The 12954-nt window shown below is 59.4% G+C and carries 11 protein-coding genes; 4 read left to right on the forward strand and 7 right to left on the reverse strand.

Going from position 1 to position 12954, the window contains the following annotated elements:
* The first annotated feature begins 100 nt into the window (after nucleotides 1-100).
* Together DBY20_03145 and DBY20_03150 are read left to right on the forward strand one after the other, a co-directional pair.
* Nucleotides 101-1363 carry a hypothetical protein gene (locus DBY20_03145; protein PWL78891.1) on the forward strand — a complete coding sequence of 421 codons (1263 nt, stop codon included), beginning with the start codon at nucleotides 101-103 and terminating at the stop codon, nucleotides 1361-1363.
* 98 nt (nucleotides 1364-1461) lie between these two features.
* Nucleotides 1462-3006: a hypothetical protein gene (locus tag DBY20_03150; GenBank protein ID PWL78892.1), complete on the forward strand. Its 1545-nt coding sequence runs from the start codon at nucleotides 1462-1464 to the stop codon at nucleotides 3004-3006.
* Here DBY20_03150 and DBY20_03155 read toward each other — a convergent pair.
* The 3 genes from DBY20_03155 to DBY20_03165 all read right to left on the reverse strand — a co-directional run bounded on the left by DBY20_03155 (nucleotide 3003) and on the right by DBY20_03165 (nucleotide 6269).
* Complete coding sequence (locus DBY20_03155; protein PWL78893.1) at nucleotides 3003-3995, reverse strand: hypothetical protein; 993 nt, start codon at nucleotides 3993-3995, stop codon at nucleotides 3003-3005. The two genes, DBY20_03150 and DBY20_03155, sit on opposite strands and share 4 nt — an antisense overlap.
* Before the next feature lie 17 nt (nucleotides 3996-4012).
* On the reverse strand, nucleotides 4013-4909 hold the full coding sequence (locus tag DBY20_03160; GenBank protein ID PWL78894.1) for a hypothetical protein: 897 nt from the start codon (nucleotides 4907-4909) through the stop codon (nucleotides 4013-4015).
* Nucleotides 4910-5078: 169 nt separating this feature from the next.
* Nucleotides 5079-6269: an IS30 family transposase gene (locus DBY20_03165; protein PWL78895.1), complete on the reverse strand. Its 1191-nt coding sequence runs from the start codon at nucleotides 6267-6269 to the stop codon at nucleotides 5079-5081.
* A gap of 176 nt (nucleotides 6270-6445) precedes the next feature.
* Here DBY20_03165 and DBY20_03170 point away from each other — a divergent pair, with 176 nt between their 5' ends.
* Together DBY20_03170 and DBY20_03175 are read left to right on the forward strand one after the other, a co-directional pair.
* Entirely contained in the window at nucleotides 6446-6937 is a 492-nt protein-coding gene (locus DBY20_03170; protein PWL78896.1) for a hypothetical protein, read from the forward strand.
* 32 nt (nucleotides 6938-6969) lie between these two features.
* Nucleotides 6970-8781, forward strand: coding sequence for a hypothetical protein (locus DBY20_03175; protein ID PWL79406.1), 1812 nt, complete (start codon nucleotides 6970-6972; stop codon nucleotides 8779-8781).
* On the opposite strand, the gene DBY20_03180 is transcribed toward DBY20_03175, so the two are convergent.
* The 4 genes from DBY20_03180 to DBY20_03195 form a co-directional block, all read right to left on the reverse strand.
* Nucleotides 8714-9832, reverse strand: coding sequence for a TIGR00374 family protein (locus DBY20_03180; GenBank protein ID PWL78897.1), 1119 nt, complete (start codon nucleotides 9830-9832; stop codon nucleotides 8714-8716). The genes DBY20_03175 and DBY20_03180 overlap by 68 nt on opposite strands.
* A gap of 203 nt (nucleotides 9833-10035) precedes the next feature.
* A complete protein-coding gene (locus DBY20_03185) occupies nucleotides 10036-10836 on the reverse strand; it encodes a short-chain dehydrogenase (protein PWL78898.1) in 801 nt (266 codons plus the stop codon).
* Between the two features lie 94 nt (nucleotides 10837-10930).
* Entirely contained in the window at nucleotides 10931-11626 is a 696-nt protein-coding gene (locus tag DBY20_03190) for a flavin reductase (GenBank protein PWL78899.1), read from the reverse strand.
* A 94-nt stretch (nucleotides 11627-11720) separates the two neighbouring features.
* Nucleotides 11721-12578: a hypothetical protein gene (locus DBY20_03195; protein PWL78900.1), complete on the reverse strand. Its 858-nt coding sequence runs from the start codon at nucleotides 12576-12578 to the stop codon at nucleotides 11721-11723.
* Between the last annotated feature and the right edge of the window lie 376 nt (nucleotides 12579-12954).

Below are 12954 nucleotides of genomic sequence, written 5' to 3' on the forward strand. Positions count from 1 at the left end.
TGCAGGTAATTCGGAACGTCTGGTGGTACAATCATACGCGATATAGATTATTTGCCAGACGAACAATTCAAAAATCAAAATACGTGTGGAAGGGCCGGCCATGGATATTGTGTCACCCGAGCACCATCAGGCGTCTGGATTCATCGACCACTGTCGCGTAAGCGTTCCCGGCAGAACCGAAGTTGCAGGAAACCACCAAGATCATCAAGGTGGCTGTGTCATTGCCTCGGCTGTCGACAGGCGTATCGTCTGCGATGCGTATGTGGATGCCGGTAGCCGCATACGCGTGCGTTCCTACGGACATGGAGAATGCTCCATTAACCTTGCCGACCCCAATTGCTGGACCTCGCGGGCAAGTGAGCGCAACACGACCGTCTCGCTCGTGCGCGGAATGGCTGCCCAGCTCATGCAGCAGGGCGTCGAGTTGCAAGGTTGTACGCTCGATATCCATTCGGATATCCCTCCTGGGGCGGGGCTTTCCAGTTCGGCTGCCTTCGAGCTTTGCGTGGGTGCCGCGCTTGCCGCTATCGGTGGCTGGCGTATCATCGCGCACAGGGATGGCGTCTCACTCGAGGACGACATTCGCGAGAAGCGCCTTACGCCCTTGCATCTATCTCAGATGGCCCTGCATGCCGAGCGGGCTTTCTTTGGCAAGCCCTGTGGCATCATGGATCAAATCGCCTGCGCGTTTGGCGGCGTCATCCTCATGGACTTTGCCAATCGCGTGAATCCTGCGATAAGCAAGGTCGTCTTGCCGCCTTCCTGCGATGGCTATACCTATCTTCTCGTAAGCTGCGGAAGCGGGCACGAGGATGCGACGAGCTCCTTCGCGAGCGTCGCGCAGGACATGCAGGATGCGGCCGATGCCTTTGGCGTCGCGCAGCTTCGTGACATCTCCATGGGCCAATACGTCAACGACATCGGCCGCGTTCGTGCGGAGTACGGCGATCTTGTTGCCTTGCGCGGCCTGGCTTTCTTCGAGGAGTTTCGTCTCGTGCAGCGGCGCGTTGAGGCCTTGCGTCGCGATGATGCCCAAAGTTTCGTATACCTGACCAATCGCTCGAGCATCGTATCGGCAGAGCACCTGCAAAACGTTGGTTTCCCCGGAGATCACGAGGACGCCATGGTCACGCTTGCCCTGTGTCAACGCGTGCTCGCGGAGCTCACCGTCCCCGTCGATGGCACGCTGTGTGGATCGGCACGCATTCATGGTGGTGGCTTTGGCGGCACCATCCAGGTGGTCGTGCCCAATGACAAGGTCGAGCCCTTCGTGGAGCGCATCGAGAGCCTGCTTGGCACCGGGGCCTGCATGCTCGTGAAGCTCGGGGCACCGGGCATCAGGGTCGAGTCCGCTGCCGCATGACGAAGGCGTGCCAGCGTTCCCCCCAAAACGTGTAGAGCGGCCGTGATGGTATAATTTGCGTTTGATTCTCCTAGCGCTCACGAGGGGAGGGGCATAGGATGTACATGCAGATTCGCCTGCCCTTGGCGTGCCTCGTCATCATGCTCTACTGTCTGCTGCTTTTCCTGCGCAAGCGCCGCCTGCCCACGAAGGCATCTCGCGTGTTTTCCTGCATGGGTTATGTGAGCATCGTGAATCTCTGCGCCGCTTCGGTGACGGAGTACACGGTCAACAATCGTGCGCTCGTCCCTGATACCCTCAACTACGGATGGCACCTCGTCTTTCTCGCCACGCTTGCACTGTGGTGCGCGTTGCTGCTCATCTACGTGCTCATGCTCGTCGAGCGCATGGGCGGGGGAAGCCAGCGAAATCTCATCATCCTCAGCTGCGCGATTTGCGTGCTCATCATCGCGGCGCAGCTTGTTCTACCCATCGAGTACGTCGATACGCCACAGGGCTCGTATTCGCTCGGACCCAAAGCCTACGTGCTCTATATCATGGTGGCCTATACGATCACCTTGCTCGTCGTGCTGCTTGCGCGCTATCGTGCGATGCTCGGGCGCATCAACAATCTCGTGCTTTTCGCATCTCTTTTCGTGCTCGTCGTGGTCGCCCTTGTGCAGATGATCTGGCCCTACATACTCATCACGAGCCCGGGGCTCACCATGGTCATGATCGGTCTCATGGTCACCATGGAGGATGCGCGTCTCTACATCTCGCCCAAGACGGGGCTTTACAACTTTCTGGCCTGCAGCACCATGCTTCAGGAACGCATCGCCGAGTCTGACGAGGTCAAACTTGGCTGCTATCTCTTCTTTGGCAATGAGTCCGAGGTCGCGCGCGCGATGAAGGCGGTCAACGAGCAGGTCGCGTATGCGGGCAGTGGCTTCATGTGCGGCACCTTCACCGATAACGTGCTGCTCGTGTTGCCGGTACCACGATGGCGGGGCACGACGTCCATGCCCGAGTCGCTGCCCATGCCGAGCAAGCTCGACGAAGATGTGCGCTGCGAGGCACAGGTGCTTACGCTCGAGGATGTACGTGATGTCCAACAGGTCCGCTACGCCCTGCGGGATGTCTACAACCATTTTTGGTCAGACTGTCTATATCTTGACGAGCTGACTCATCTCATGCGTCGTCAGGCTTTCACGATGCAGGTCAACGCCATGATCGAGCGCGAGGAACCCTTCGCCCTGCTCATGATCGATCTCGACAATCTCAAGGGTATCAACGACACCTATGGTCATGCGATGGGGGACAAGGTCCTGCGTAGCGTTGCCAGGGTCTTCAGCAAGGTCATCCGCTCTTCCGACATTGCCTGCCGCATGGGCGGTGACGAGTTCGCCATTGCCATCTCCGGGACGACCGACAAGGATACCTTGCATGCCATTCTCGAACGCATCGACCAGGGCCTCGAACGTATTGACGATTTGCCTGCGGGTGACATGGCGGTGAGCGTTTCGGTGGGCATTCGCGTCCACGACCCATCAGAAGATGATGTTAGCTTTGCCGATCTATACGCTCAGGCCGATGAAGCGCTCTACAAGGTCAAGCGCTTGGATAAGGGACACTTCGCCTTCTACGAGGACGAGATCGGGCATTAGGGCTGTTGAGCCGGGATCGAGTACACGGAGCCAGCACCGAAGAGCTTGCCAAAGAGGTACTTGTTACCTGCGGATTCCTCCGATATCCAGATGCGCCCGTCGTGGCTTTCGATGCCCTCGCTCATGGGCGGGGCAACGAGGTCTGCCACGAGGTTGTTGCCGTCGAGGAAGTACAGCGGCACCTCGCGCCCATCGACGAGGAAGGCCGCACCTTGCTGCGCATCGTACACGTCGTAGGTGCGCAGATGCGAGGAGGTGAGCCCGTAGGAGCTCGAGAGCATGATGTTTCCGTCGGGAAGCACTGCCATGCCCTGGACGGCATCCGGGATGGAATAGACATAGGCTGCCTGCGTGGCGTAGCCAAAGGCGCCGTTTGTGTCTGCCGGGTAGGCGAGTATGACCCCGGCATTCTCGCTGCCATCAGACGCGATGAGGTGATGCTCCGCAGGGGCGGGATAGCCTGGAATAAGGTGGAAGGTGCCCGCGTAAAGCGTGTCGTTTTCGATGTTCATGAAGGCCGGCGTGATGTCGAGATCGACTGCGGAGATGGTCTGCACCGCGCTGCCGGCGCTTGCCGAGGCGAGGTCTGCCGCATTGAGGACGAAGTAGCCATCCTCGCTTGCCAGGAAGGCGTATTGGCTGTTCGTTGTTATGGCCGAGCCGTGGTCATCGTAGATCGAGCCATCGGGGAGCATCACGAGCAGACGGGCAACGGTGCCATCGGCATCGCGACGATAGACATACGAGGGGCCACCGCTTGCGTCATAGCCGCTGAAGAACCAGCAGCTGCCCTCATCGTAATAATCGAGGTCCTGGCACACGAACCCGTCATGGATGCCGGGGATATTGAACTCGCGCTGGGCCTTGGAATAGTACGTGTGGTATGCGACGCGCACGTACACGTTGATGACGACGAGGGCGAGGACGAGCACGCCCGCCGCGATGCCGATGGCCCACAGTGCGATGCGCTTGCCCTTGCCCTTCGTCATGATTGCCTACCCGCGAATTAGCTGCCGAGCACTTCGAGCGCGTCGGCGACGAGCTCGCCGCCCGTGAGGCCGCGCGGGTCCTTCTCGATGGCCTTGGGATACAGGGCCTTGAAGGTGCACACCTCGCGGAAGTCGTGGAGATGCTCCGGTGCGGTCACGAGGATGACGGGGATGTCGGTCTCGTCACGGACGATCTCGTCGTTCATCACCTTGTCGACATAGCGGAAGAACTTGCGCGCTTCCTCTTGCTTGACGTCATTGCGAGACTTCCACCCGTGATAGGGGGGCAGATGGTCCTCGAGGCTGTAGTAGTCAAGTGCCGTGACCTCTCCGTCGAACTCCGGGAAGGTCTCGGCGAAGTAGTGCTTGACGTCTTCCGGGAACTCCTCGAAGTGCACGCCCTGGTCGTTGCCGTCGAGCACGGCGAAGAAATCGGCGTTGAGGAGCAGAAGCTTGAAACGCGATGCCGTGTCCTCGATGATTTCGCCGTTGAGCTGGGCGAAGTCGTAATCGTCGCCGACGACGACCTGGGCCTTGGGCGTCATGTCCATGTTGTAGACGTAGCAGGTCTTGACGTTGAGGAAGAAGGCGAGGCCCTTCTTGGCCTCGAGCCACAGCTCCATATCCTGACGCTTGGACATGTAGTCGAGCTTTTCGAGGATGGGCTTGACCTCACGCTCATCCCAGCTGGCGAGCAGCTGGCGCTTGGCCTCCTTTGCCAGGTCCTTGAACTCGATGCGATCCCAGTTGTTGCGGCGCATGTCACGCTCGGTGTGCTGGACGGGCATGTAGATGGAGACGGCGGGTGGCTCCTCGAACTCGAAGTCCGTCTTGATGGTCTTGAAGTCCGCGGGATCGACCTCGTCTATCATGTGTATGCCCTCGACGAGCTCGTGCATTCTTTCCTTATTCATGGGGAGCCTCCTTCTCTCGCCATATATATTCTATAGATAGAATAGCACGTTTATGGGCTATTTGTATCCGTTCACGGAATAATATGAGAATGTTATTGAAATCTGTAATGGAGAGATAGGACGGGGAATGAGACAGGGGGCCAGACTGGTGACGCAGGACGGGGCGGGTTCAGGCGATCATTGCACCTTCCGCCAACACTTCCTGCATAGCCTCGGAAGGGAACTTCCAGCCCAGGACCTTCCTCGGACGGTTGTTGAGCAGCCACCGCACCTTGCCCACCTCTTCGTCCGACACCTCCGTGAAGTCAGTCTCTTTGGGGAAGAACTCCCTGATCAGCCCGTTCACATTCTCATTGGTGGGCCGCTGCCAAGGAGAGTGCGGATCGCAGAAATACACCTCGAAGCCAGAGGAGAGCTTGAACCTGTCCACGCATGCCATCTCCGACCCCTGATCCCAGGTGAGCGTGCGCCTGAGCTCCTCGGGGATCCCCTCGGCCATCTGCGCCATGCGCTCTGCGACCGTGTCCGCGTCATGGCAGGCCAGCCTCGACATCAAAAGGAAGCGCGACCTTCTCTCCACGAGGGTTATGAGGCAGCTCGACAGGTCGCTTCCAATGATCAGGTCCCCTTCCCAATGCCCGGGGATGGAGCGGTCACCCGCCTCCGGGGGCCTCTTGGATATATGCGCATCCTTAAGCCAGGGCCTGTTCTTTGCGGGGAGCTTGGATGCCGGTTTGCGACCGCGGCGCTTGGTGCGCAAGGCGTACTCGACGCCGAGCTCATGGCGCAGCGTCCCGTAGCCTTGCACATAAAGGGACTGGTATATCGTCTCGTGGCTTATGCGCATCTCCTCGTCATCCGGGAAGTCTTCTTCGATCCGCTTGGAGACCTGCTCGGGCGACCATCTGCTGGCAAGCATCTGCAGCACATAGGCCCTGAGGGGGCCTCGGGCATCGAGCTTGCGGGGTTTTGGCCTTTTCGCCTTCTTCCTCGCATCAAGCTGGGCGTGCCTCGGATCGTAGGGTCCTTGCACCCGGGAAAGCTCGCGAGCGACGGTCGTCCTGCTGATGTTCATTTTATCGGCAATCTCTTGGTTGGTGCGCCCGACATCGAGAAGGGCCGCGATAAAGCAGCGGTCCTCGTATGTCAGGCGCTGCTTGGGCGATGTTCTTGCGCTCGGGGTCGGGCAGCTCGCGGCGTCCATTGTAAGCACCATCCGATCCGGAGGGCGGTCCATTCGGCTCCACTTGAAAACGGCACCACGTCCGATTCCGGTCCGCCTTGCGCACTCCCTGATCGAATCACCCGCGCGAAGCCTCTCTTTGACCGCCGTCCAATCATCGATAGAGTATTTAGCCATTGCACCACATCCTTTCCATGCGTGCAATGACCGCTAGAATCCGCCCGGGGATAATGTCACCGTTTATCGGTGACATTATCCCCGTCCTGCGTCACCAGTCTGGCCCCCTGTCTCATTCCCCGTCCTGTTATACTCTCGATTCATGAACAATCCCGCCAACGAGTGAAGGGCAAATCATGCGTGCGCTGCCAGAACAGAAGCTGGATCCGAGAATCAAGAATGTTTGGCGTATAAACGACACTATCTGGATCGTTCTGGCGTTTCTCTGCTGCTTCGTCCCGTTCGCGATCATCGCCGCGGTTGACCCCAGCGAAGGGTGGGTAGCTACCGTGTGCATCGCGCTTATAGCCGCACTCGTCGTCATGCTCGTCATCTTCCTCGTGATTCTGCCGCCGATCCGCTACGTTCGCTGGCGCTACGAGCTCTCTGACGAATACCTCGACATCGCCAAGGGCATCATCTGGCGCAAGCGCTACATCATCCCGTTCATTCGCGTGCAGAACACCGACACGCGCCAAGGGCCCATCTTGCGGGCCTTCAAGCTCGCCTCGGTCACGGTTTCCACCGCAGCCGGGTCGCACGAGATTCCCGGTTTGGACACCCAGAGCGCGGAGGCGTTGCGTGATCGTGCCGCCGAGCTTGCGCGCCTGGCTCGCGAGGACGTGTAATGAGCGAGCAGGATATGCAGAGCCAAGACACCATGGCTGCTTCGGAGCCCGTCAGGCATCAGGTGCACCATAGCTATATCTGGCTTGGGACGTTGCGGGTCGTTCTCGTCGTGTTCGTCGCCGTGGTCATCTCGATTTTCTCGAGTATCATCGGCGCCATTTCCGAAGGGATGCATGGTGGGGGAGCCGAAGTCGGTTTCCTGATCGCGGTGACGGCGGGTATCTCGTTCGCCGCGCTTGTCGTCTTCACCGGCCTGGTCTTCCTCGTTCACTGGTTGGCCTACAAGCGCCTGTACTACGTCCTAGGTCCCGACGAGTTCAATCTCTACAGCGGCATCATCACCAAGAAACGCGTGCACGTGCCGTACAACAAGGTGCAGTCGGTCGACCAGAAGGCGTCGCTTCTGCAGCGTATCGCCGGCGTGCGCACACTCTACATCGACACGGCCGGCGGAGCCAACAACAAGGCCATCGTCGTTCCCTACGTCACCAAACACGATGCAGAATGGCTCAGAAGCGAGCTCTTTGCCCGCAAGGATGCCTCGATTCGCGGAGTGAGCTATCAGGAATCCGTCCGTCCCCAGGCGCAAGCGACGTGTCCCCAGAAGCCGCAAGCCCCCGTGCCACCGCAAGACGAACGCGAGGGACGCAACATACTCGACGTAGGCCAGGAAGCATGGGACGAGCTGGGCGGCGTGTTTGCCGGCGAGGCCTATGATGGCGGGCGCGTGAGTTACGAGTACGGTCTTTCCAACAAGGAACTCGTCCTGGCAGGGCTTTCCAACAACACGAGCTTCGCTGTTCTGCTCATGGGCATCGTCATCGGCATCGTCGAGCTCATCGGTTCGGCTCTCGACATCTTGCCCGCTGATGAGGTCGATGTGTTTTCGACGATGGTGCGGGATACGGGCATGCACGTCATCCAGTCGGGTATGTTCGCGCTTGCCGCCACCGTCATCGGCATCATCCTCGTCGTCTGGATTCTTTCGGTCATTGGTTCGTGCATTGGCTACGGTGGGTTCAGGGCGCGTCGCCGCGAGAGTCGCATCGAGGTCGAGTACGGTCTGTTGCAACACACCTTTCAGGGCGTCGATATCGAGCGCGTCCAGGCCGTCGTGATCACCCAGTCGTTCATTCGCAGGCTCTTTGGCTATTGCGAGGTGTCGCTTGCCAAAGTCGATGCGAATGTCGAGGGCGATGATGGCAAGAACGCCCGGGCCAAGCGCGGCATCGTCATCCATCCCTTTGTGAAGCTCGCCAAGGTTCCGCAGATTCTCGCAGGGCTCGTCCCCGAATTCGAAGACGTCCCGACCGACCAGCGCAAGGTCGCTTCCATCGCGCTGCGCCGCGCCCTCACGCGACGTTGCGTCGTGCAGGGCGCCGGCTTTTGGCTCGCCGTCATCGTGGCCGTCTTCCAGCTCACCATGGGACTCTGGCTCGATGACGGGATTGTGCGCATGCACGTTCCCGGCGGATACGTAACCATGGATGTATACGGGCTGTGCAATTCGATTTGCATGATCTGCTACGTGCTCGCCGTCGTCATCACGATCGTGAGCGCCATCGGCGCCGTTCTATGGGCACGATCGTCGAGCTTCGCCTTCAATCACCGCTTTATGCAGGTTACCAACGGCGGCTTCTCGACGTCGACCGTGACCTTTCCGCGTCAGAAGATCCAGTATGGCTACACCAAGACCAATCCGCTGCAGCGCATGGCGCATACCGCGACCATCAAGGTGCGAACGGCAGCCGGTGTTGGCGGTACCACCTACGCGCTTATCGATGCGACGCAAGAGGATGCCGAAGCCTGGCTGGCGTGGCTCGAGCCACGTGGCACGAAATAAGGACGCAACGAAGGGACGGTCCCTTCGTTGCCTTTGTCGCGGGCGCGTCCGAGACCTTGCGCATGAGGATGGCTCCCAGGATGAAGGGAAGCCAGAAGCAGATGACGCGATAGACCATGATGACAGCCAGTCCGGTCGCCTGCTCTATGCCGAAGATCGTGAACGCGACGAGTGCGGCTGCCTCGACGACACCCACGCCCTGAGGAATGGGAGAGGCCATTGCCGCGAGCGTGACGACTACGTAGATGCAGATGACGGCCGTGAAATCGTTCACGCCGAAGGCGAGTCCCACGAAGGCGAAGCAGATGATCTCGCAGATGTTGGCGACGACGGCCCAGACAAGCTCGATAACGATGCTCGAGATGTTGTGCACCATGTCCTTGGCCGATGACGAGTAGGTATTCACGAGCTTCCTGACCGAGGTGTCGATGTCATGGCGATGCAGACGCGCGAGCACCTTGTCGATGACGTGCTCGATGGGCGCGATGATCTTGAGCAGGAACTGTGGATGCAGCGCGGCGAGCGCCATGGCGGCGACGATTGCGCCTACGGCCACGACGGCGCCGATGCCGAGAACGAGCCAGCCTGTCTCGAGCTTGCCCATGACGAGCAGGATGGCAAATCCCACGATCATGATGATGACGAAAGCGGCGCTGATCGAGACCTGACGCAGCAGGGCGGCACCCGTGGCGCGTCCCGATTCGATGCCTCGCTTGGTGGCCGCCTCGATGACCACTGAGGTTCCCGAGATGTTGAACGAGGGAATGATCGTGTCCATGAAGAAGGTCTGGAAGACGAGGATGACGTTCTCGCCGATGGGCATGGACGTACCCGCCGCCTTGAAGCACCAGGTGAACGAGAGTCCCTGCGTGAAGTACTTGCCAAGCTGGAAGACGAGACCGGCGAGCAGGAAGACGGGGGTTCCGCGCTCGATGGTCTGTATGAGATGCTGCAGTTGGTCACCTCGCATGAAGAAGACCGCGAGAAAGACGATGACGGCCACACCCGCGAGCAGGGTTATGAGGTCCTTCTTCTCCATGCGTCTCCTCATGCGATGAAAGCGTGCATCTGTATTCTAGGACAAGAAGGATGACGTGTGAGACACATTGGACAGGTACGTCTGTCTCATTTTGCAGGTAAAATGAGACAGACGTACCTGTCCAATGTGTCTCACACGCAACGCATCCCATTCGAAAAAACGCCCGGCTCGACGTGATGCCGAACCGGGCGCGATGACGCACGATGCGAGGAAACCTACGGGCGCTGGCCCATGCCACCTTCGAGCGTGATCGTCTCGCCGCTCATGAACTTGAAGTCCGGGTTGGCGAGCTGGACGACGACGCGGCCGATCTCCTTCTCGACGTCGCCGTAGTGGCCCATCGGCGGCATGTGTACGTTGGCCTCGAACGCCTCGGGGTATTGCTCCTGGAAGTTCTCGAGCGCCGCTGTCCAGGCAAGCGGGCAGACCACGTTGACGTTAATGCCGTCGGGACCCCACTCGGTGGCGGCCACGCGACTCATGCCGCGGATGCCCTCCTTGGCAGCGGCGTAGGCGCACTGGCCGTAGTTGCCGAAGAGGCCGGCGCCGGAGGCGAAGTTGATGACGGAGCCCTTCGTCTCCTTGAGGTACGGGTAGCATGCCTGCATGTAGTAGAAGGTCGCGTACAGACCCGAGTAGATCGCCAGGTCGAACTGATCGGTCGTGTGGTCGGCGAGCGTGACGCCGGAGGCGGATGCCTGCGCGTTGTTGACGAGCACGTCGATGCGGCCGAACTTCTCGATGGCGGCGTCGACGACGGCCTGCACGGTAGCCTTGTTGTCGGTGCCGGCGGAGACGTCGGCGGCGACGGGGAGCACCTGGATGCCGTAGGCGGCCTCGAGCCTCTCCTTGGCGTCCTCGAGCTTCTTCACGTTGCGGCCGGTGATGACGAGGTTCGCGCCCTCCTTGGCGTACGCCGTGGCGATGCCGTAGCCGATGGAGCCGGGCTCGCCGTTTTTGAGCGCGGCGAAACCGCCGCCCGTGATGATGGCAGTCTTACCTTCTAGAAAACCCATGATCGTCCTTTCGCGAAGTGTGCAACTGGCACATTATATAGCGATGACACATGCCGGTACGGATGAATCCCTTATTCGCGTTTGGAATAGACGGCTAGATAAGCACCTTCTCGAAGTAGTCACGTCCCACGCCGCACATCGGGCAGCGCCAGTCCTCGGGAAGGCCATCCGGATAGCCCTCGACGGTGTAGCCGCACATCCTGCAGCGCCATGCGACCTTCTGCTCCGAGGATGCCGTCTCCTCGATCTCGACGATCTCGTCCTTCGCCGGGTCGTCGCCGTCGTTGTACGAGGCCGCCTTCTTGGGCGTCTTGCCGCGCAGCACGCGATGGTAGTAATCGTAGGTGATGGGCGTTCCCTCGCCCACGACCTCGGCATCCTCGACGGTGCCGATGAAGACGAGGTGGGTTCCCACGTCAACCGTGGAATCGACGCGCACCTCGAACGTGGCAAGCGTGTCGTGCGTGAGACGGGGGAGGCCCGATTCGCATACACTGTGGTCGAACTCGGAGAACTTGTCGATGTCCTTGCTGGATTTGAAACCGAACGTGCCGATGAGGTCCATGGTCGTGTCTTGCGAGAGGACGCTCGCGCAGAAACGCTTGCTAGTGGACACGGCTTCTGCCGTCGCGTTCTGCTTGTTGATGGACACGAGTAGCTGGGCGGGATCAGATGCGACCTGCAGAAGCGTGTTGACCACGCATCCGCACAGTCTGCCATCGGCGTCGATAGACGAGATGATGTAGAGTCCGCTGGTCAGGGAGCGGAATGCCTTGCGATCGATTTCCATAGTCATTCTCCTTCGGGACGCCATGACGCGCCTCATGTCGGCGCGAACGCATTCGCGCACTAATCATATAGGCGCATGATACCCGTTTTGCGGTCTAGAGGGCGTAGGTGAGGACGCAGATTATCACGAAAATCGCGATGACAGCCCAGAACAGCCCGTTAGCTGCCTTGTCTCCGATGAGCTTGCAGAACTTCTGGCAGAAGGGGAAGACGAACCAGACGTAACCGAGCGTAACGAGGCCCAGGAAAATGTCGTTCACAAGCCACGCTTGTCCAAAGATGTTGAGAGGTAACTGCGAGTTGTTCCAGTAGGGATACTCGCCCAGGGCGTCAGGCTGATTGACGATCCACCCCATGATGCACTCGAGTGCGGCACAGAGCACCACCGCCATGACGAAGAACTCGAGCGCAGCGCCCCACATGGTCTTTCGCTTGCCCACGAGCCGTATCTTGAGCGGAAGCAGCAATATTGTTATCGCCGCTGCACCGGCGCCGTAAACCCAATAGGGGACGTAGAGCTCGTCGAGGAAGATGGCGTAGTCGGCGTCGACGATGCCGAAGAGCGCATCCATCGAAAGGCAGTAGGGAATCTCCATCCAGTGCCCGACGACGCTGAAAAGGAAGAAGTACATGATGATGCCGCGCCAGAAGGACCAGGTCTTCGGTTCGTAGTAGGCGGTCTCGTCTTCCTTCGTGAGCGCGAGCTGCGAGAAGAAACGCTTGGTCTTGCGCCACAGTGACGATGCCTTCTCGTCGAGCTTGCGGGCGTGATTGGCACCGGGTAGCTTGACCGGCGACATGACGAGCGTGTCCTCGTGGGCGATGGCCGTGCCCTGCAATCGCAGATATGACGAGGCAAGACCACGCGCCCTGACGACGAGCGATTGTCGTTTGGTTGACGTGGCCTTGGTCTTCGTGCTTGTCATATCGTGCGTGCCGAGGTTCTTGCCCATGTATCTCCAGACTGGTCTTATGTCGTTTGCGTATATCCAAACGGAAGTATACGAGCCTCGCGTCTGGCGATGGCTTTCATGAGGCACGAACCAGAGTATCCTCACCTTTCCTTCAAGGGGTGTCTACAACTCCAATTGAGTGGAGTATCCCCTGGTAACGGGTGGGCTTCGAGACATAAACGATTTGCAAAACGAGACTTAGATAATATGGGTCACCAGGCCACAAAACCTGGCAGTATTCGGAGCCGATGCCAAAGAACGTGTGCCTGTGACTGCGCTCCTGGTCACCACACCACGGTTCCGGGCGGTTTCGCCAAAAGATGTGCTTCTGTGACCGCATGATTGGTCACCAGGCCACAAAACCTGGCAGTATTCG

It is taken from the genome of Coriobacteriia bacterium (genome assembly GCA_003149935.1).
GTDB lineage: Bacteria > Actinomycetota > Coriobacteriia > Coriobacteriales > QAMH01 > QAMH01.